The sequence below is a fragment of the Sporosarcina sp. NPDC096371 genome (assembly GCF_044762865.1).
Taxonomy (GTDB): domain Bacteria; phylum Bacillota; class Bacilli; order Bacillales_A; family Planococcaceae; genus Sporosarcina.
Genome location: NZ_JBIWFE010000002.1, coordinates 305,570 through 326,897 on the forward strand (window position 1 = coordinate 305,570; position 21,328 = coordinate 326,897).

17 protein-coding genes and 1 tRNA gene are annotated in these 21,328 nt (G+C 43.1%); 10 read left to right on the plus strand and 8 right to left on the minus strand.

Annotated features, from left to right (window positions below; genetic code table 11):
* The first annotated feature begins 43 nt into the window (after window positions 1-43).
* Window positions 44-2,245 carry a YhgE/Pip family protein gene (locus tag ACIQ0H_RS07435; protein WP_403412928.1) on the plus strand — a complete coding sequence of 734 codons (2,202 nt, stop codon included), beginning with the start codon at window positions 44-46 and terminating at the stop codon, window positions 2,243-2,245.
* Window positions 2,246-3,652: 1,407 nt separating this feature from the next.
* Entirely contained in the window at window positions 3,653-4,261 is a 609-nt protein-coding gene (pcp, locus tag ACIQ0H_RS07440) for a pyroglutamyl-peptidase I (protein WP_403412930.1), read from the plus strand.
* A gap of 134 nt (window positions 4,262-4,395) precedes the next feature.
* Here pcp and ACIQ0H_RS07445 read toward each other — a convergent pair whose 3' ends face one another.
* Window positions 4,396-5,274: an SDR family oxidoreductase gene (locus tag ACIQ0H_RS07445; protein ID WP_403412931.1), complete on the minus strand. Its 879-nt coding sequence runs from the start codon at window positions 5,272-5,274 to the stop codon at window positions 4,396-4,398.
* A gap of 191 nt (window positions 5,275-5,465) precedes the next feature.
* Between ACIQ0H_RS07445 and ACIQ0H_RS07450 the strand changes: the two genes are divergently transcribed.
* The 3 genes from ACIQ0H_RS07450 (at window position 5,466) to ACIQ0H_RS07460 (ending at window position 9,048) form a co-directional block, all read left to right on the plus strand.
* Window positions 5,466-7,592 (plus strand): beta-propeller domain-containing protein, encoded by a 2,127-nt coding sequence (locus tag ACIQ0H_RS07450; protein ID WP_403412933.1) that lies wholly within the window; start codon window positions 5,466-5,468, stop codon window positions 7,590-7,592.
* A gap of 212 nt (window positions 7,593-7,804) precedes the next feature.
* Window positions 7,805-8,551, plus strand: coding sequence for a threonine/serine exporter family protein (locus ACIQ0H_RS07455; RefSeq protein ID WP_403412935.1), 747 nt, complete (start codon window positions 7,805-7,807; stop codon window positions 8,549-8,551).
* 41 nt (window positions 8,552-8,592) lie between these two features.
* Window positions 8,593-9,048, plus strand: coding sequence for a threonine/serine exporter family protein (locus ACIQ0H_RS07460; RefSeq protein ID WP_403412936.1), 456 nt, complete (start codon window positions 8,593-8,595; stop codon window positions 9,046-9,048).
* A 40-nt stretch (window positions 9,049-9,088) separates the two neighbouring features.
* Here ACIQ0H_RS07460 and ACIQ0H_RS07465 read toward each other — a convergent pair whose 3' ends face one another.
* Complete coding sequence (locus ACIQ0H_RS07465; RefSeq protein WP_403412938.1) at window positions 9,089-10,756, minus strand: sensor domain-containing protein; 1,668 nt, start codon at window positions 10,754-10,756, stop codon at window positions 9,089-9,091.
* Between the two features lie 303 nt (window positions 10,757-11,059).
* Between ACIQ0H_RS07465 and ACIQ0H_RS07470 the strand changes: the two genes are divergently transcribed.
* Window positions 11,060-11,965 carry a DMT family transporter gene (locus ACIQ0H_RS07470; RefSeq protein ID WP_403412940.1) on the plus strand — a complete coding sequence of 302 codons (906 nt, stop codon included), beginning with the start codon at window positions 11,060-11,062 and terminating at the stop codon, window positions 11,963-11,965.
* 38 nt (window positions 11,966-12,003) lie between these two features.
* Here ACIQ0H_RS07470 and ACIQ0H_RS07475 read toward each other — a convergent pair whose 3' ends face one another.
* From ACIQ0H_RS07475 to ACIQ0H_RS07490, 4 genes are read right to left on the minus strand one after another with little or no spacing between them, the layout of a single operon-like run.
* Window positions 12,004-12,711, minus strand: coding sequence for a hypothetical protein (locus tag ACIQ0H_RS07475; protein ID WP_403412942.1), 708 nt, complete (start codon window positions 12,709-12,711; stop codon window positions 12,004-12,006).
* Entirely contained in the window at window positions 12,711-13,454 is a 744-nt protein-coding gene (locus ACIQ0H_RS07480) for a hypothetical protein (protein WP_403412944.1), read from the minus strand. The genes ACIQ0H_RS07475 and ACIQ0H_RS07480 overlap by 1 nt, the downstream gene beginning before the upstream one ends.
* Window positions 13,426-14,334, minus strand: a complete 909-nt coding sequence (locus ACIQ0H_RS07485) for an ABC transporter ATP-binding protein (RefSeq protein WP_403412946.1) — start codon at window positions 14,332-14,334, stop codon at window positions 13,426-13,428. Before ACIQ0H_RS07485 ends, ACIQ0H_RS07480 begins: the two co-directional genes overlap by 29 nt.
* Window positions 14,331-14,714, minus strand: a complete 384-nt coding sequence (locus ACIQ0H_RS07490) for a GntR family transcriptional regulator (protein WP_403412948.1) — start codon at window positions 14,712-14,714, stop codon at window positions 14,331-14,333. The genes ACIQ0H_RS07485 and ACIQ0H_RS07490 overlap by 4 nt, the downstream gene beginning before the upstream one ends.
* Before the next feature lie 265 nt (window positions 14,715-14,979).
* Between ACIQ0H_RS07490 and ACIQ0H_RS07495 the strand changes: the two genes are divergently transcribed.
* Together ACIQ0H_RS07495 and ACIQ0H_RS07500 are read left to right on the plus strand one after the other, a co-directional pair.
* Window positions 14,980-16,722 carry an ABC transporter ATP-binding protein gene (locus tag ACIQ0H_RS07495; RefSeq protein ID WP_403412950.1) on the plus strand — a complete coding sequence of 581 codons (1,743 nt, stop codon included), beginning with the start codon at window positions 14,980-14,982 and terminating at the stop codon, window positions 16,720-16,722.
* Window positions 16,706-18,532: an ABC transporter ATP-binding protein gene (locus ACIQ0H_RS07500; protein ID WP_403413448.1), complete on the plus strand. Its 1,827-nt coding sequence runs from the start codon at window positions 16,706-16,708 to the stop codon at window positions 18,530-18,532. Before ACIQ0H_RS07495 ends, ACIQ0H_RS07500 begins: the two co-directional genes overlap by 17 nt.
* Before the next feature lie 54 nt (window positions 18,533-18,586).
* On the opposite strand, the gene ACIQ0H_RS07505 is transcribed toward ACIQ0H_RS07500, so the two are convergent.
* On the minus strand, window positions 18,587-19,057 hold the full coding sequence (locus ACIQ0H_RS07505; RefSeq protein ID WP_403412951.1) for a YusW family protein: 471 nt from the start codon (window positions 19,055-19,057) through the stop codon (window positions 18,587-18,589).
* A gap of 199 nt (window positions 19,058-19,256) precedes the next feature.
* Window positions 19,257-20,276 carry a DUF2804 domain-containing protein gene (locus tag ACIQ0H_RS07510; RefSeq protein ID WP_403412952.1) on the minus strand — a complete coding sequence of 340 codons (1,020 nt, stop codon included), beginning with the start codon at window positions 20,274-20,276 and terminating at the stop codon, window positions 19,257-19,259.
* A 67-nt stretch (window positions 20,277-20,343) separates the two neighbouring features.
* Here ACIQ0H_RS07510 and ACIQ0H_RS07515 point away from each other — a divergent pair.
* Window positions 20,344-20,416: transfer RNA gene (locus ACIQ0H_RS07515), tRNA-Ala, on the plus strand.
* Between the two features lie 86 nt (window positions 20,417-20,502).
* Window positions 20,503-21,231, plus strand: coding sequence for an amino acid ABC transporter ATP-binding protein (locus ACIQ0H_RS07520; protein WP_403412954.1), 729 nt, complete (start codon window positions 20,503-20,505; stop codon window positions 21,229-21,231).
* Window positions 21,232-21,328: the final 97 nt, after the last annotated feature.

The window sequence follows — 21,328 nt, forward strand, 5'->3', positions numbered from 1 at the left end:
CATTTGAGGAAAGTGGTCAACTAGTTCTAGAGGAGTGTGTAATATGAAGAAATCAATGACTTGGGGAGAATGGAAAAAATTGCTGCGCACGCGAAAAATGCTTGTGCCAATGATTGCAATCTTGTTTATCCCTGTTTTGTACGCTGGAATGTTTCTCTGGGCGTTTTGGGATCCTTATGCCAATATGTCAGATCTACCTGTCGCAATTGTCGATTTAGACAAAGGGGCAGAAATGGAGGGCGAGAAGCTAACCTTAGGGAAAGAAGTGACCGATAAATTAGTCGACAGTAAGCAGTTTGATTTCCAGAAGGTCTCGAAAGCAGACGCGGAAAAAGGACTTGAAAACCAAGATTATTATGTCGTCATTGAAATACCGGAAAATTTCTCGCAGCATGCAACAACGCTGTTGGATGATAATCCGGAGAAATTGACAATGGTTTATAAACCAAATGAAGGTTTCAACTTCCTATCCGCACAAATTGGAGAAACGGCGATGGACCGAATTCGTGCGGAAGTGAACGAACAAGTTGCTTCGACTTATGCAGAGAAGTTATTTGATTCCATTATGGAATTGGGTGATGGTTTTGGTGAAGCGGCGGACGGTGCAGGTGAATTGCATGACGGAGCTACTAAATTAGTAGATGGTGCAGATGAATTGAAAGGCTATCTTGAAACGTTAGCAAGTAGCACAATTACACTGGCAGATGGCTCCGATAAGATTGCCAAAGGAGCGAGTGATGCGGCGGAAGGTGCTGCTACGTTGAATCAAGGGCTTGGCGCATTATCGCAAGGGTCCGCGGATCTGCTAGCGGGAGCACAAAAGGCTGAAGCGGGTGCTGGTGGATTGAACGATGGCATCGCAAATTATACAGCAGGTGTCGGGCAACTGGCAGCCAGTTATGGACAGATTGGCCAAAAAGAGAAAGAATTCAACACAGCTATTGGCTCGTTAAGTGAGAAATCATCCGAACTAAACGCGGCAGCTGGAAAACTAGCAACAGGTTCAACAAATTTAACTGGCGGCATCGATCAGTTATCGGATCAACTTGCACCATTGATTGGATCGCTTCCGGAAGAACAGCAGGCGGCTTTGAATGCAGCACTTGGACAGCTGAAACAAGGAAGTACTGAACTGTCGGCAGGCATGCAACAATTGACTGCTGGAACGAATGCGTTATCAGGAGGGGCATCAGAATTGAATGGTGCTGCTGGTCAACTTGCTGGCGCACATAGCGAAGCGTTAGCTGGACTCGGCAAATTGAATGGCTCTTCTACACAACTTCTCGAAGGAGCAAATGCCTTAGCGGCAGGAAACAAAGACCTTGCATCTGGCGTAGCACAATTAGCGGAAGGTGTAACGGCGGCGCAGAAAGGCTCATCTGATTTGGCATCTGGTCTTGCTTCATTGACAGAAGGGTCAGGTACGCTGAAAGAAGGAACAGATACATTGGCATCGAAATCGCAAGAATTAGCCGATGGATCTGGAACTCTTGCTGATGGTTTAGCGGAGTTGGATGAAGGGACACTAACACTGCAAGAAAAACTAGCGGAAGCGAGTGGCACTGCGAGTGAAGTGAATCCGACAGACAAAACGTATGGCATGGTAGGATCCCCTGTGGATGTTGAGAAGGAAGGTATTAACCATGTGCCGAACTATGGTACAGGATTTGCACCGTACTTCTTGTCACTCGGATTATTTGTTGGCGCATTACTGCTATCCATCGTCTTCCCACTTGTGGAGCCTGCGACGAAACCAACAGGCGCATTGGGATGGTTCTTCAGTAAAGTATCCGTTCTTGCCATTGTAGGCTTGTTGCAAGCACTGATTGCAGTAGTGATTATCAAATTTGCGCTTGGAATGGAAGTCAATAATATGCCGATGTTCATTCTAACGGCAATTATTACAAGCTACACATTCATCGCGATTGTCCAAATGCTTGTGTCAATCATGGGTGATCCAGGACGTTTCGTCGCGATTATCATCCTTATTTTACAGTTGACGACAAGTGCGGGGACATTCCCACTTGAATTGATTCCAGCACCACTGCAAATTTTCAACACATTACTGCCGATGACGTATTCCGTCCAAGCGTTCAAGGGCGCTATTTCGATGGGTGACCTATCATTCGTTTGGATGAACAACGGGATTCTCGTTGGATTCATGGTTGCGTGTTTGGTAATTACATTCGGTTACTTCGCGCTTCTTTATAAGAGAAGATATTCGAAGGAAACAGTGGAAGCATAACAAGGAAAGCCCCTGACGGCAGATGTCAGGGGCTTTGTTTTATTTATCATTAATCTTTTTTAACTCAAAATAGGTTGCTTCAAGCTGTAAAATAAGTCTTTCATTGTTCACAATAAAAAAACTAAAAGGATTTAAATCGTTTTTGTCATTTGTAATTGTTATAGACCTTATTTTATCATTGGGATTAAGCCCTAAGTTGCCTTCTAATCGATTGACTCTACTATAAACCAGAAATGCATCGGCATTAGAATAAACCGTATCAATATAGATTTTGGGATTTTCTATGGAATACTGATACGACTTATAGTTAGCAATATCTTCCGACGAGAACAAGTCTCTAGTTATAACAATGTCGTCACCAATGACTTTCTGACCTTTTGGGTATTCTGACGCGTCATTATATATATAATTAAATCCAAGTAATTTATCAATTTTCCAAGTACCAAAGAGAAATTGTTCTGAGATTTTATCTAATGGATTTTTGGGAAAACTAATCAGCGAAGCATCATTTGAATGGGGTTCTGATGCTTTGATTACACTTGATTGAGAAGTGGAAGATTCAAATTCCTTATTAGGTTGGAAGCCAAAAGATAGACCCCCAATAGAATTGTTACTAATATTATCTTTTTCATTTTACCCAACCTTTCGATGTATTATTACTATAATATCCTTAATTTTAAAAATTATGTCTTCGACGGAAGCCCACTATCTCTTGTAATGCTTCTATTCTTTCATATGTAACTTCTAATTCTCTCTTTAAGCGTTCGTTATCCTGTTTTACATGTTCCATCAATCGTTCTCCCCTAGGTGGGGTCACGCCAACATTCCGCAGAAAACATAAGCTAAGGATATTTTCCACCATACCCCCTCGTTTTTGGCGAGTTTTAAGTGAGTAGGGGCTGGCCAGAAAGACAGTGAAATCCGACTTTCTGTGACAGCCCGGTTTGCACGTTAAACAATGCGTTCTTTCTTTACTTTTCATCATGTACTACTGTATAAAAAGTGACATTTTCCAGGAATAACAATAGAAAAGACCGTGATAGGAGAGCGTCAGCGGCCAAAATTGCATCTTTGGCCGCCTTTCACCAAGTAAGAAACTCTCTATTCACTTATTCCCATAAAGCATTTGTACTCTGTGTATTTGTGTTTTTGGATAGCGCCGGATGAACGATTACCATACGATTACCGAAAAAGTCTGTGGGGCGGCGAAGTCGCCCCACAGATCAAGACATCTCGGTAATCGTATAGAAAGCGTTCAATCCAAAGCATTCCAAAAAAAAACGATACACGGAGTCTAAGTATTTTGTCGTTTTTACCTAATCAACAGGCGTGATAATTTTTCTTATTAGTATGTATGATACTATGAATAATTTCAGTTATACTCAAAAGAAAAGGGGTGTGTGAATTTTGAAAACACTATTGTTAACTGGCTTCGAACCGTTCTTGAAATTTCCGGTGAATCCGACGATGCAGATTGTTGAAGAGTTACATGGACAAGTCATCGGGGGGTATCACATACATAGTGAAGTACTGCCTGTGGATTTCAAAAAATCGGGGGATGTGTTGATGGGACATATCGAAAACATTCAGCCTGATGCAGTGATTTCTCTAGGTCTAGCAGGAGGACGTTCTAAAATGACACCCGAGCGAATTGCTATCAATGTGAGTGACGGGCCTGTTGATAATAGTGGACATGCTCCTGTTGATGAACCCATTGAAGAAAATGGAGCGGATGGTTATTTTTCAACACTGCCGGTTCGAGAAATGGTGAATGCATTGCAAGAGGAAGGTTTACCTGCTGAGATTTCGAATACGGCGGGCGCTTATTTATGCAATCACGTCATGTACCGTGCGCTGTATTTTGCGCATGAACAGCGAGCTGATATGAAAGCCGGTTTCCTTCATATCCCAGCTTCACATGAACTGGCTATTCAGCATGGTAATATTCCGAGCTGGTCTCGTGAAGATTTACAAAGAGGAGTCGTCACATGTATTGAGGTATTAGGCAAAGAATGATGCTAATAAAGTACGCCTTTCAGAGAAATACTTCTCCGGAAGGCGTATTTGTTTTTACATAGAAAATTATAAAATCTCGAACTGTGGATAAGTTGTAACGTAGAGATTTGGCGTCTAGGCTCCAGCGCTTTTGTTCAGGATCCTACAAAATCCCCACCGTCAATATGGATGGTTTGTCCGGTCATATAACTAGAATCACTGGAAGCTAAAAATACATAAGCAGGCGCATTTTCGGCAGGTTGGCCACGTCGTTTTACCGGTGTGTTTGCACCATGCTGTTTGACTTTCTTCTTATCAAACGATGCCGGGATAAGTGGCGTCCAAATGGGACCCGGTGCGACAGCATTTACGCGGATGCCTTTGCCTGCTAAGTTCAGTGCGAGCGAACGCGTAAACGAAGTGATTGCTCCTTTTGTTGCAGAGTAATCCAACAAATCTACCGAGCCGTTATAGGCCGTAATAGACGATGTATTGATAATGGCATCGCCGTCTGTCATTTGTTGCAAAGCAGCTTTTGTTAAATAAAACAGGCCGAAGAAGTTCGTGTCGAACGTTTCACGAAGTTGGTCACTTGAGATGGAGAGGATATCGTCTTGTGGAAACTGTTTCCCAGCATTGTTGACAAGTATATTCAAACTGCCAAATTCATCAACAACTTCGTCAATCAGTTGTTCACAATGTTCTTCCTCGCTAATGTCAATCCGGATTTTCAGTGCCTTCACACCATGCGCTTCAATCAGTTTCACCGTTTTATCTGCATCAATATCCTCTTGCTCGCTCAGATAAGCGATGGCTACGTTTGCACCTTCTTTGGCAAAAGCAACCGCTACTGCACGTCCAATCCCACTATCTCCACCTGTAATCAAAGCGTTTTTCCCTTTTAATTTTCCCGATCCTTTATAGTTCGCATCGTCATAGAGCGGTGCAGGTTCCATTTCAGCTTCTACACCCGGTTGTTGATTCTGTGTTTGCCCTTGAATGTTCCCATCAATTTCTTCGTATTTATCCTTCATTGAGTAATTTCCTCCTAGACATCTGACTTATAAAGAAGTTATCCCCAGTCATCGAACGAGCTAAACGACTATATCAATTAAGTGGAATAAGAAGAATGCAATCTTTCAGAAAATAATTTCTTTTTAGTGTAACCAAATCAATCGATCAGAGTCTAATGATGTAACAAACGAAAAGGAAAGGGTTGGTCATTTTGAGAAAATCGACTATTGGACTCATCGCAGCCGTTTTTATTACCGTAGGTGCAATTACATCCTCTGCTTTAACCAATCAAGAGACGGTGGTGGCAGCTACCAGTAAGGTTGCCGATCAAGGATGGAGCAAAGACTTTTTCAAGACCGTAAAGTTGAACGATCTTTTTGTTACCAATGTTAAAGGCAAACGGGTAACGGCGGATATTACACTTAGCAATAAGGGAAAGACGGCTCATGTAAATGGAATTGAACCGGGTTCCTATACACTTCATGTGAAGCCCAGAGTGGTGGATGGCAAGAGGTACGATGCGCATACATTCAAGTTTAGCCTGGGTGAAACACTCAAATCTGTTGCCTCTGCCAAAGAGCTCATCGCATATTTTGAGCGTGCGAAAGTGCAACAACCCAATGTGGGCATAGAAATGGAGACAGAGGAATCAGACCTTGCCGATTCTTCGGCAAATAAATCAACGGGTTCATCCGATCATTCGACGACGAACAACCAGGTGGAAGGGGTCGATGAAGCCGATATTGTCAAAACGGATGGCGATTATATTTACGCAGTTGCCGATGGTAAAGTGTTGATTACAGACATTCGAAATCCGAAAAGTATCCAAAAAGCCGCGTCTATTAAAATGGAGGAAGGATTTTATCCGTCGCAATTATTCCTCCGTGGTAAAACGCTGGTCGTCCTAGGTGAGAAATATGAACCTTATAAGGAAAATGAAAATGCGAGTGATAGCAAAAGGCTGATGCCTGTAAACGGCATGACAATGGTGCGGTTGTACGATGTTTCGAATCCAAAAAGTCCAACATTGATTCGTGAAGTTGGCGCGGAAGGCTATTTGAATGGTGCACGGAAAACGGGGGATATGCTGTACTTCATCACGAATGTGCGCCCATACTTCTGGGCTTTGGAAAAGTTTGATGGAGATGTGTTGCGTCCGAGTATGTACGATTCCAAAGGTAGTGCGGACGCTCAGTTAATCGATTACAAAGACATTGCGATTCTACCTGGCGCAACGGAACCATCGTATTCGGTCATAACAGCTATCGATTTGTCATCACCAGCTACGAATAAAGTCGTCACAAAAGGTTATTTAGGCAGTAGCGAGCAGTTGTATATGTCAGAAAAAAATCTCTATCTCACTGCAACTTCATATGATAATATGCCAATTGCTAATGCAGGTGCAACAGATACGATGATGTGGAATCCAGGTACCGCAAATACTGAGCTGTTCAAGTTTGCATTGAAAGGAACCAGTGTGACGTTCCACAGTTCTGCGGAGTTAGAAGGTCAATTGCTGAACCAGTTTTCGATGGATGAACATAAAGGCCATTTTCGTGTTGTCATGACGGAAGGGACTACATGGGATGACAAAAATCCATCCAAAAATCATCTCTTCATATTGGATGAAAACATGAAACTCACAGGCTCTGTCAAAGGACTTGCGAAAGGCGAGCGTATCTATTCCGCACGCTTCATGGGAGATAAGGCGTATATGGTGACGTTTCGCGAAACGGATCCACTCTTTGTCATTGACGTAGCTAACCCGGCCGCTCCCAAAGTACTCGGCGAACTAAAGATTCCGGGGTTCAGTAATTATTTGCACCCGCTGGACGACAATCATCTTATTGGATTCGGCTACGAAACGGTTGCTGAGAAAAATCCAGAAGGCGGAGAACCGAACATTTTAACGATGGGTATGAAAATTTCTTTGTTTGATATTACCGATTTTGCGAATCCGAAAGAGCAAGATACGGCAATTATTGGTGGGAGAGGAACCTATTCACCTATTCAATATGACCATAAGGCCTTGTTCCAGCATAAAGAGCGTAATTTATACGGTTTCCCAGTCATGGTGTACGATGAAACCGGCAAAGACCATTATGTTGAGCTTCAAAGTTCGGGAGCGCTTGTCTACGAGATAACGCCCGAAAAAGGGATTGTGTTGAAAGGGGATTTATTGACGAAGAATACACGGGGAGAGCAATACGCAGATTGGGATAAAGAGATTCAACGTATGCTTTATAGTAAAGATAATTTGTATACGGTTTCCATGAAGGAAATTAATAATTATAGATTGGATACATTTGCGCCGATTAGTGGCGTGAAAATGGATTGATATGACAGGATAACAGGCGGACCGGCTTTAATGCTGGTCCGTTTTTGTTCTGTGAATTAAAAAAGTTACCCACTTGTGGGTAACTTTTGAACAGGCTTTATGCGTGGATAAGTAAAATGGTGTGGTGATAACTTTAATCTTTTGACTTTGCACATTGTTATTTACAGTCTGCTTCGTTAAGATTATTCAAAAGGGCACTGGAGGAAGCGAAAATGTCAGCAGTTGATAAAGAAATGGCGATAGATTGTTGTCTGCTCGCGGGGCGTCTTATGATGGAAGCGGGCGCCGAGACGTATCGTGTTGAGGATACGATGGAACGCATAGCTGAAACGCAGGAATTGTCCGCGACACATAGCTTCGTCACGCCAACAGGGATCATCTTTACGCCAGGGAGTCCGCATCATACCAAACTGATTAGGATTAAAAGTCGTTCAACGGACCTAGAAAAAGTAGCGCTTGTCAACGATGTGTCACGCAAGCTATCGACAGACGAATATACGCTTGAACAAGCGTATGCCAAACTACAAGAAATTGAACAATCCAATGTCATGTTCCCGTTATGGATGCAAGTGATCGCAGCGGCTGTCGCAAGCGGGTGTTTTCTTATTTTATATGAAGGTTTTTGGTCTGATGTCCCTTCAGCTGTTTTTGCTGGTGGAATCGGATTTTTCATCGCGACAAAAATCCAAGAGCTAACGAAAGTAAGTTTTTTTGCAGAGTTCGTGGCTGCATTATTTATCGGTCTCATTGGTTTCGGCGCAATCCATGTAGGACTTGGGACAGAGTTGGATAAAATCATTATCGGATCTGTCATGCCTCTCGTTCCGGGGCTACTGATAACGAATGCGGTCCGCGATTTGATGGCAGGTCATTTTGTCTCTGGCTTATCAAAAGGTGCAGAGGCATTTCTAACGGCTTTTGCCATTGGTGCTGGTGTGGCACTTGTTTTATCTTTTTAGTGTAGTTTTTGTACGTGTCCTAAAAAGTGAGGTGAAGAATATTGGCATGGGTGATACAGGCGGTACTCAGTTTTCTAGCGGCGGCAGGGTTCGGAATTATTTTTAACGCACCACGTAAGATGTTATTCTATTGCGGTTTTGTTGGAATGACGGGTTGGCTTATTTATAGTACGTTCAATCAGTATTCAGGTGATCCTGTGCAAGCTTCTTTCCTTGGTGCTTTTGCGGTCGCCATTGTTGCACATCTATTTGCTAAACGCTTCAAAATGCCGATGATTATCTTTAGTGTTGCGGGAATCATACCCCTTGTTCCTGGAGGGATGGCTTATAATGCGATGCGTCATATCGTTGAAAATGATTATATAACGTCCATTTCGTTTGCCTCGCGTGCTTTTATGGTTTCAGGTGCTATTGCAATGGGGCTTGTTTTTGCAGAAGTGATGATCCAACTGATTTTCAAAACGAGCATGCGAAGGAAAAAAAGGAAAGTAATATGAAAATGGAGTGCCTTGTGTGTTCAAGGCACTCCATTTTTTCTTATTTATCAAATACAATTTTATCCGCGCTAACAGGAGCACTAATATAATAGCCTTGGATAGCGTCTACACCCATGGTTTTGAGCAGTTCAAATTGCTCTTTCGTTTCGACTCCCTCTGCAACAACATATAAACCCATTGATTTTCCGAGCTTAATCATGCCTTCGACAAGTTGTTGGGTCTTTGGATGCGTTAATAGGGAGCGAATGAATAGCTTATCGATTTTAACCTTCGAGATAGGTAAACTTTGCAAGAAACGGAATGATGCATAACCCGTTCCGAAATCATCAAGCGCGAATTTAATGCCCTCTTCTTGTAACTCTTTCATCTGAAGGGTGATGGACTGTTCTTCTTCGGCTTGAAGTGCAAATTTCTCCGTAATCTCAAGTTGAATGCTGCTTGGAGGGCAGCCTGTTTCTTCAAAGATTTTGGCGATTTTGTCTTTCATGCGAGAATTGCTAAACTCACGTACAGAAGTGTTTACTGCGATATCGATGTCGTGTCCATTGTTGTTCCATTCAGCCGCCAATTTAGCGGCATCTTCCAGGACGAATGCGCCAATTTCGTGGATGAGCCCGTTTTCTTCCGCGATTGGAATGAGTTCGTCCGGTGCAATGTTACCAAGCTCGTCATCTTCCCACCTGACAAGTGCTTCGTACATATTTATTGTGTCTGTTGCCACATCAAATTGCGGTTGGTAGACGACGTGTAAATTATTATGATCTAGCGCGGTCAGCAACTTGCGATCGATGATTGCTCGCCTATTCAGTTCTTGGTGGGATGCGGCAGATAGAGAGGCGATTTTTTTGCCGCCATTGTCTGTTACTTCCTTCGTCGCGACTAATGCAGCTTTAATCAGATGGGTGTATGTTTGTTGATCTTCTGGGTAACGAACGATACCCCCGCTGACGGAAAGTGGTAGGGCGCTATTTTCGATATAGATGGGTTGTTGCTCCAAGAATTCTAGAAAACCTTGTACATACCAGTCTCCGAACGGCGTAAGAACAACGAATTCGTTGACACCAATTCGTGCAATCGGATTATCTTGGAAAAATCGCTTCAGGCGATTAGTGAATGATTTAATCAGTTCTTTTTCCAATTCGGGGGATTGCAAATCTTTTAACGTATAAAAATGATCAATCGTTATGTAGACAAACGAGAAATGCTTATCTTCTGCGATAGATTGATTTACAGCTGTTTCAAGCTTATACCGACTCATCAGTCCAGTTTCGTAGTCGATGTAGGCAATTTGCTGGAGTTGCTCCCGTAAGCGCACATCATCCGTGATATCGAGTTCAAGGAGTGTGACAGAAGCAAGTTCTCCACCATCATTCATAAAGGGAATGGCGATCATAGTGACGAAGTAAGGTTTAGTTAGGCGAGTTATTTTTTCGGCGGTGCCAAACCATGTCTTGCCACTTGTGACAAAGCTCCAAACAGCGTGTGCTTGGTTTTGGCCTGCATCTGTCTCAGGGAACATTTGCCATAAGGTTTTGCCAAGAATCCGTTTGGGTGTCCAATTGCTAGTTTCCAAGAAGTTTTTATTGGCATAGAAGATGGAACCTTCGCTATCTATGCGACTTACCATATAAAATTGCTCAAGGCTATTCATGATATCTGGTAGTTCGAGTGATTCGGGCGCAAGATTATCGTTCTGTATTTTTGTCATGATTTAGGGCTGGCAAAGGCTTAAAACTTTAGTCAAAAGAAAAGCCAACCTACACTTCCTTTCTGTGAGAAATTTGAAAAAGCAAGATACTCGCTTGTTTCATCACGAGATAGGATTTGTGATGGACTTCCGAGTTCTTACGGGTTTATGATAGGTCATAAGTGAATGGTGCTAGTATCATGTTTAGAATGTACTATACTCCTATTATAAAGAAGTTTTCCCTTCTGTACATCATGAAAATGAAAGGTAAGTGACAATTTACTTATATATAGATATTACGGCTTGCATGTAGGGGGTAAAAAGGTGGGAAGAATAAAGGGTATTGTGATGATTATCACAGGTGCTATGCTTTGGGGTGCCACAGGACCTATGATGGAGTGGATCCTGTTGAATGGCGACATGTCGGTTTCCTACATGCTTACAGTACGTCTGCTAATTGCAGGGACTTGCTTGCTATTCATGTTGAAATTGCGTGGGAAACGGATAGGCCTTCCGTGGAAACAAAAGGTTTGGGCGCGGCAATTATTGATTTTTGGGGTACTAGGAATGCTTGGCGTTCAATTCACGTTTGTAGCCTCCATTGAATCAAGTAACGCAGTTATTGCGACGTTATTTCAGTTTCTTGCGCCAATCTTCATTATTATTTTTGTAACGTTTACGCAAAAAGTATGGCCGCCCGTGGTACAAGTATTAGGGATGTTCGTGACGCTTATCGGGCTTTTCTTACTATTAACGAATGGCTCATTCTCCGGATTTGCCTTAAGTAAAGTAGCGGTCGCGTGGGGAATTGCACTAGGATTCACTTTTTCATTTTACACATTGTATCCGGTCCGACTTATGCAAGAATGGGGCGTACTACTCGTCATCGGTTGGGCAATGATTATCGGCGGATTGACACTTTTTGTGACGAATCCCTTGAATGTTATCCTCCATCTCGATTATCTAGCCGATTGGGGCGTAACAGCCATGCTCTGCCTTGTTATTATTGTTGGCACGCTGGCATTCATTTTATTCATGAGTAGCATGAAATACATATCTCCGGTAGAAACAAGCATATTATCGAGCTTTGAGCCACTGACTGCAATGGTTATCTCTGTCCTATGGTTTGGCCAAGTACTTGGCATGTGGCAATTAGCTGGAGGAATTGTCATGCTGATTGGTGTGACATGGTTATCGATTGCGGGGAGTAAGAAGAAGGCGGAAGAATAGAGAAGGACCGATTCCCACTAGGGGGCTCGGTCCTTTTGTTATTTTTCAACGAATTCGATATATCCTCCCGTTAATGTTTCAATTACGACATCTTTTGGAACAAGTAAATGGATAATAAGAGGTCTTGAGGTACTGCTACCTATCGATGGATTACGAAAGCCCTTGCTGGTCATTTGGTTCAACAAAGTAGCATCATGAAATGTGGCTTTCCGAATTTCAGTAAGCGGCTGTCTAGGAACGGTGATTGTAGCATCTTTCCAAATCGGTTTCGTCACATTAACCATATCAGAAGCATCCTGCTGGTCGAAAAATAGCATTGGTTTATAAATAAACTCCTCAATGATTTCATCAGCATCATTTTTTCGTTCGATATAGATATAGGCGCTGTCATAAGAATTTTGGATTTTGAGCTTTTCGCCTGCTGGATGTGTCCTTTTTTCAATGAGCAGTGAAGAAGGGATGAATTCACTGATTTCACCAGAGCTAATGGAGTTATCGAGTTCGAAGTAATCTGATTCCGTTAATTCGCTTGTAAAAGAAGGTGGCTGATGCTGTTGCTCAACGAATTCTGAAATAACGAGCACTGCGAGTAGAAATACCACATAGCCGGTGATCAAGGCGAAATGTAGCTTTCTACTGAAGTGAATAGTTGCCCGCTTGACGGCGGTTTTACGTAATCTGAGAAAGAAGAATACGATGGCGATGATAAAAAGAATGGGCAAGAGAGAAATGATTCCGTAAGCCATTATTTTCTTACCTCCAAGCGATTTGTAATAGCTATGCAGATAGCAAATAACCCAAGAGTAGTACCGCTCACCTTCAATAAAAAGAGAGCAATTGAACGTTCACTCCCGAAAAATGCGAAACCATTTTGAGTTAAAGAGATGCCGCCCGATGTGCTATCTATGATCTCTAGGAAAATCCACCCCCCTATGAATAGTAAAATAAAAATCTTATTCAGTTGGATAAACATGCCGATTGTATAACCTGCCATAAAGAACAGCATCGTATAAGCGATGGCTGTGGCAATCCTGATGAAAAAGTCAGACGGTGCTGCAATAAGACCCGGTGTACCAAGGACGATATCTCCAAATCGCAAGAGCGCATATAATTTCACGACTGAGCCAGTCAAAACAGATGTGACCCCGCCAATAACGGAAGCGGTGAGTATGAATAGGAAATTGGCTAGTTGGTAGCTTAACCGATTCGTCACAAACGCAAAAGACTCGTTTCGTTGTGCGGCAGACGTTAATATAAATCCTAAAATGAGTGCCCAAAATAAGGTAAACCATACAATTGTGTCGTTTGAAAGGTTATGTTCATAGGTAGTAATCGTATCAAATCTATGTGAGTACACATTGCTTAGGCTTGCGAAAAGCAGGACAACCTGCGAAAGAACAAGTGTCGTGAACGCCGCTGCATTAGCATTCATCTTAAAACGAAATTGCCGAATGACAATGTCAAAGAATTTCGGTTCGGTCAAATACATCATCGATTGCTCCTTTCGTTTTGGCGGTTAAAGCGATATAAGTATCATTCGCTGAAACAGGTGAAATGGTTATGCCGTCCGCTTTTAGTCGTTTGATCTCATCTTCAGTAAATATGTTTTCAACTGTCCATTCAGCATAGGGGCCAAGCGTGTGTTGGTTAACGATGTTTTTACCTTCAGTGTGGATGGCCAACAGCTCTGCCTTTCCTTGTAATGTAACAAACATCTCCTGAAGGACAGTGATAGAACCGTGGAATTGAATCGTCCCATCATGAACAAGCAGAATATCTTCAAGCAGATCCTCGATTTCTTCCATATGATGACTCGACAATAAAATCGTCCGCGGGTGAGCCAAATAATCTTTTAACAGTGCACGGTAAAAGTCTTTGCGTACCGCAGCGTCCATGCCTGTCGTCGGCTCATCAAAAATGGTGAGTGGACAATGCGCAGCAATCCCGATGACGGCATTGAACGTGCTCTTTTTCCCTTTCGATAAAAACCGATGCTTTGCCACTTGATGAAATCCAAAATAACTGATGAGGCGACCAGCGAGGTCTGCATCCCAATTTGGATAGAAGCGCCGACACTCATGCAAAATATCTTGCAAAGTCATTGCGTCCGGGAAGTTCATGGCATCATCAATGAAAATCGTGTTTGCCGATACTTTTAAATTATTAAAGGGTTTTTCGCCGAAAACCTGTACAGTTCCAGAAGATTCTCTTAGGAAACCGGCAATCATTTTCATCAGCGTCGTTTTACCGACCCCATTTCGTCCGATCACACCAGTTAGCACGCCTTCTCCGATGGTGAAATTCATATCATTTAGCACTTGATGAGTCCCGTATGTTTTTGTGACATTGCTGCATTCAATCACAGTCATGAGTCATTCCCCCTTTTTTGTGCGCGTTCTGCTTCAATCATTGACAGTAGGTGATGCTCATCAACACCAAGAAGTGTGGCTTCGGTGAGCAATTCTTGAATGAGTCGCCGTAGCGTTTCTTCTTTCCGTTTGGCCAGCAACTTGTCGCGTGCATCTGGTGCCACAAATGTGCCGAGACCACGCCGCTTATAGATAATTTCTGCTTCAAGCAATAACGTCAGCCCCTTTCCTGCCGTTGCCGGATTAATGTTGAAAAGTTCTGCCAGCTGGTATTGTGAATAGACTTTTTCATCGGCGGGCAGCGTTTCATCAATAATGGTCTTCTCAATCCACTCTGCAATTTGTACATAAATCGGCTTCGAACCGTCCGTGTCTAGCAAGTGCGTCACCTCCTAAATCCTAGTGCATTACTGTTGTAATGTACTATATGTCGTTTTGGAATAAAATGCAACTTTCAGGAAGATTGATGGGTATGAGGGTCCTGGTTTGCAATGTAAGGGGGATTGAGTGCAAGCGAAAAATTAAGTTACATTCCGAAATGTCTCATAATTCAGTCCGATCGGCTATACACATTACATCTCCTATGGCATAATAAGGTCTACTATTGAATAATTCGTGAAACGAAAGAGTTTTGGGGGTCAAAAAATGAAAACAGTTTTTGCTTATGCGAAGCCATATAAATGGCCGATTGTCATTGCATTATTGCTAATGTTGCTGGAATTATCCGTTGAACTTATTCAGCCGTTACTCATTCAAAAAATTATCGATGACGGTATTTTAGCGAGAGATGAAGCCGTCATTTGGACATGGGGCAGTGTCATGATGGGACTTGCCTTCGTGGCTTTAATTTCTGGTGTCATTAACTCCTACTTTGCAGCGCATGTCGCACAAGGTTTTGGTTATGATCTGCGGCAAGCACTTTTTCGGCAAGTGCAAGCATTTTCCATGGCCACTTTCCTGCGATTTCCAACGGCTGGTCTGATTACTCGCTTAACGAGTGATGTGACAATGACGCAAAACATCCTATTCATGGGTCTTCGCATTATGATGCGTGCACCGTTGCTAGTGGTCGGAAGCTTATTCATGGCATTTGTTGTCAATGCAAAGCTCGCAATCTGGTTAGTCATTGGGGCACCGTTTTTAGTGATCTTCCTTTATTTCATGGCGAAAAAAGGGGTCAGCTATTTTGCTAGGGTGCAGAAAAGACTAGATCGAGTCAACCGTGTCATTCAGGAGAATTTACAGGCGGTTCGGCTTATCAAAGCCTATTTGCGTGGTATGTACGAGGCAAGTCGATTTTCCGAAGTGTCCGACTTACTTAGAAAAGATACAGTCAAAGCAATGCGTATGATGGAATTGATTTTGCCGGTTTTGTTACTCGTTATGAATGCCAGTCTAATGGCGGTTTTATGGTTCGGTGCCGCTGAAATCCGCGATGGCGGTGTGCAAGTTGGAGAGCTTGTTGCGATTGTTAACTACGCGATGCGAATGACAGGGGCATTCTCGATGTTTGCCTTTATCATCATTGCGTTCTCTCGGGCGAAAGCGTCGGCAGAACGAATGGAAGAAGTATTACTGGCGGACGAAGACCTGGAAATCCGTACGACTGAAAGTTCAGGACTAAGCCAGTTGGAGGGCGACTTGCGCTTTGACAATGTGTCGTTCAACTATCCAGGGAAGCCAACACCTATACTTGACCGCGTTTCGTTTCATGTATCTGCAGGAGAGAAACTCGCCATTATGGGCGCGACCGGCTCTGGTAAATCGACCTTGCTGAATTTAATCCCGCGTATTTTCGAAGCGACTGACGGGCAAATCTACGTTAGTGGAACCGAAGTGAAGGAATGGGCGTTGAAGGAATTGCGCGATACGATTGGACTTGTACCACAGCAGTCCATTTTATTTACAGGCTCGATTTTGGAAAATTTGTCGTGGGGAGATACCGATGCGCCAGTAGATGAATTGGAACAGGCAGCGAAAAAAGCGCAAATCCATGAGTCTATTGATTTGTTCCCGCAAAAGTACGGCACTCGAGTGGGGCAAAAAGGGGTCAACTTATCAGGAGGACAAAAGCAGCGGCTGTCCATTGCGCGTGCACTTGTCCGAAAGCCATCCATTCTTATTTTAGACGATAGTACGAGTGCACTAGATGTCAAAACGGAAACGGCATTATGGGATGCTCTTGATGGGGAAGCCGCAACGATGCTTGTCGTGACCCAAAAAATTCGAACGGCACAAGGGGCAGACAAAATCCTGCTTCTCGATGAAGGTAAGGTTGTCGGTTATGGAACACATAACGATTTGATGGAGCAATCTGCGCTTTACCGAAAAATAGCACAATCTCAATCGGAAGAGGAGGTGGAGTCCAGTGCTGCGCGTAATTCGTAAACCATTTGGCTATGAACCAATCATAACGAAAGACGATTTAAAAGACCCTAAAAAGAAAAAGGGAGAGCGTGCAAGTAACTGGAAATCGGTACTCCACCGAATTTGGAAACTTGTCGATGAACAGCGGGGGTTGCTTATTACAGTCCTGACTCTCGTTTTTGTCAGTTCTGTATTGACACTACTGGGTCCACTAATGATTGGGAAAATCATTGATAAACACATTATCGCGATGCAATTTGATGGCCTTGGTGGACAAATCGGCCTGCTGATCGCCATTTACATTGGACTGTCATTTGCGACCTATTTTCAAAGTTTCTGGATGGTCGGCATTGCACAGCAAACGATTTTTCGATTACGGACGAGTTTGTTTGCTCATCTTCAAAAATTGCCTGTGACGTTTTTCGATAAACGACAGCATGGTGAATTGATGAGCCGTGTGACAAATGATATTGAAAACGTCAGTCAGACGTTGAATAGTTCATTTATCCAAGTGTTTTCAAGTGTCTTGACGTTGACGGGAACACTCGCCGTTATGCTTTATTTAAGTCCAATGTTGACATTACTGACGATGATCATCGTCCCTGTTATGTTTGTAGCTATGCGCTGGATTACGCGGCGCACGGGACTCTTGTTTAAAGAACAGCAGCAGGCAGTCGGTGAATTGAATGGGATGATTGAAGAAACGATTTCTGGTCAGCGTATCGTCAAGGCATTCTCTCAAGAACAACATGTGATGGAGGAGTTCGCGGAGAAAAGTGAACGACTTCGTCGTACGGGTTTTTGGGCGTTGACGTATTCGGGGTTCATTCCAAAAGTGATGAATATGTTGAATAATGCTGGTTTTGCAGTCGTTGCGGGTGTCGGCGGATTGTTAGCGCTACGGGGCGATGGCGTCGTGACGATTGGGACGATTGTTATTTTCTCGGAATTCGCACGCCAATTCACACGACCACTCAATGACCTTGCTAATCAGTTCAACACAGTGCTGTCGGCAATTGCTGGAGCAGAGCGTGTATTTAAGATTATTGATGAGCGAGCTGAAGACGACGAAGCAAGCGGGCATACGGATACGATTTTGCAGGGGGACGTTGAGTTTCGTCATGTGTCATTCGGTTACGCAATAGAAACCGATGGCTATACGGTTGATGATGTATCCTTCCATGTCAAAGCGGGGGAGACCGCGGCATTTGTCGGGGCAACCGGGGCAGGGAAGACGACAATCATGCAATTATTGGCTAGATTTTATGAAGTTGATAAAGGTGGCATCTATATTGATGGTGTCCCTATTAGTGAGCTACCACGAAAAACATTGCGTAGTCAGACGGCATTTGTCTTGCAGGACCCGTTTCTTTTTGAAGCGACTGTGCTTGAAAATATTCGTTACGGTAAGTTAGATGCAACTGACGAAGAAGTGATAGAAGCGGCGAAGAAAGCCAATGCACATAGCTTCATTAGTCGTCTGGAAGATGGATATGACACGGTGTTGACTGCGGACGGGGGAGAAATTTCACAAGGGCAGAAGCAGCTGTTATCCATTGCAAGAGCGCTTGTCGCAGATCCGGTTCTGCTTCTGTTGGATGAAGCGACGAGTAGTATTGATACAGTGACTGAACTACAAATTCAAGAAGCACTCGATCGACTCATGGAAGGTAGAACGAGTTTTGTGATTGCGCATAGATTGAACACGGTGAAGAAAGCGGATACCGTTTATGTAATGGAACAAGGGAAACTAATTGAGTCGGGCAGTCAACAAGAATTGATTGAACAGCAAGGGGTTTATTACAACATGTTGGTGGAGTCGAAAGTATAACGAGAAAAAGGCTACAAGGATGCAGTTGTCCTTGTAGCCTTTTCAAATGGATGATCATTTTATATCTTCAATATTAAGTCTTGTTCCATCATCAAAGTCGACCTCGAGATCGAACTTAGAGTAAGCTTCCAACCCGTACCATTTTAAAATCTTATCAGTAACTTCTTGCTGGGGAGTGTCTTTGGTAATTAAAATGTCCATAAAAAGTTTGTCAATCTCATTCATGGCATCGGTGCCAGTTAGTTTCACGTTGGTTAGTTTGTTTTCATAATCTACCTTCAATTTTTTATCGATTTCGTAATCAGCTTCAATCGCATCCTTGCCGTCCACCTCGATATCGAGATCGAAGGATGTGAAACCATAGCCACCGCCAGTTTCAAGGGAACCGCCTTCTTTTTCTTTTTCATGAATAAGCGTAGCATCTTCACGGTTCGGCTTATCCGCATTATTCCCCATATTACCGCACCCGCTTAGTACCCAAGCACCCATCAATGCAACAACACCAGCTAATTGAAGTTTTCTCATCTAATCGACACCTTTCCATTTGTTTGTCTATCCTTTGTATTGCCTAAATAGGAAGGAATTAAACAATAAGCTCCAATAGGTTGCCGTCTATTATGCTGGAGGCTGGATTTGAAATTTGTGCTATCCGTTGATTCAAATAAAAAAACCGACTTTTCAGCCGGCCCGAAAAAATTATAATATATAAGGACGGTTGTTCCATTTACCATTTTGCGATATGTTCCTCCTCGCACCCAAGCATATTACGAATATGAAGCGTTGAGTCGTCTTGAAGTAGTACTTTCCCATTGAAGTAGCCAACGAGTTGGTGGACCTCTGAACGTGCCACTTTGACATTAGTCACGGCTATACGTTCAAAAAAAGGTGAAAATGTGATGTCGACTGTCTTCGAAAACTTTGTTTGAATTTTCCAAGGCCTCATAAAATTATTCTTGTCGTATGTAAACAGGACGTCTTCATGAATTTTTGTCATTTTACCATCCACAAATACGGCATTTTCTGTCATCCCCGTACCATCGGTCCACTTCCCACCGAAATTGAGCCCGATTCGGCGATTGCCAAGGCGCTGCGATGCCATTGCCCAGTTCCATTCCGCTTTGCGTGGCCAGATGCCTCGTCCATAATCAAGCACAGCAAAACTGTATTCTGGATTGAAATCATATCGCTTGTCACCGATTTTTACAAAGCCAGCAGTCGGTAGCGAATGATGCTTTGCGGTGAATTGAAAAACATCACGACTTTTAGGGATGACGACATGTAACGATTCATCGTTTGGCGGATGCGTAATATGAAGATCCGCATGAAGTACTTCATTGTCAAAGTCTTGGATGGTCACGGATAGATGTGTTTCCCCTTGAATATTGACAATCTGGACAGTTAAGTTGTCATTCACGAATTTGACGCTATCTAGAACGACTTCAGGCATTTTGACATTGCGTCCGACGGGGATGGTAATTTGTTTTTCATAAAATCGTTGCGTTTCGTAATCCAAAATATAGACACAACAGACAGCCGCATAGTCGATATGCCTGATTGTCGCGGAAAACAGTAAATCCTCCCCGTACACACACCAATAATTCCACTTCTTCTTACGCAAGAAATGGCCCGTCAAATTACTCTGGATGAGAGGTTGCCGTGCAAAACCGATTGCTTCAGGATTCAATAAGCCTTTGCCGTCACATAGCGCAACGGGTCCGGTGATTTCTCTTTCTGCGTGCTGCATGAAGACTCCCCCTGCCTATTGTCTTTTTTGAATCTTATTGCTATAATTCTTATTGTACCAAATTTTCGGGGCATTAGCTCAGCTGGGAGAGTGTCACGCTGGCAGTGTGAAGGTCAGGGGTTCGAACCCCCTATGCTCCATATGTTCATGTAAAAGCATCCGGTATAGCAGGATGCTTTTTTTGATGCGTAAGACTGAATAGAAACCTGTTATGGGGAGTGATTTTTTGATTTCAATTAAACAAGTCAATAAATCGTTTGGCGATCAGCAAGTGCTGACAGACGTCTCATTAGAAGTGGGAAAATCCAAAGTCATTGCTGTGATTGGACCAAGTGGGGCCGGAAAGTCAACATTGATTCGGACGATTAATGCACTGGAACCAATTGATGATGGGGAAATCCTAGTGAATGGCATTTCGATTCATGCAAAAAAAACAGATATTCGTAAGGCGCGATTGAATATCGGTTTCGTTTTTCAGAATTTCAATCTGTATCCATTTTTGACTGCACTTCAAAATGTGACGATGGCGCCAGTCAAAGTAAAAGGGATGAGTAAAGAAGCGGCGAACAAGAGGGGCAAGGAATTGCTAGAATCTCTTGGACTCGCCGATAAATTCGATGCGTATCCAAATCGCCTTTCGGGAGGACAGCAACAACGAGTTGCGATAGCACGGGCACTCGCTATGGATCCGCAAGTCATGTTATTCGACGAACCGACATCCGCACTTGATCCAGAAATGGTGACAGAAGTGCTTGATGCGATTCGAAAACTAGCGCATGAAGGCATGACGATGATTGTTGTCACGCATGAAATGGGCTTCGCTAAAGAGATTTGTGACGAAATCGTCTTTATGGCAGACGGTAAGATTGTAGAGCAGGCTCCGCCATCAAAATTCTTCACCAACCCGGATTCGGAACGGGCTAAGAACTTTTTATCTAAAGTGCTAAACCATTGATAGTTTGAAAGAATGGGAAAAGGTGCTGACACTCATGCAGTTCATTTGTATGGGTATCAGTCCTTTTTTATTTTAATGAACTTTTTTTCTTCTCGTA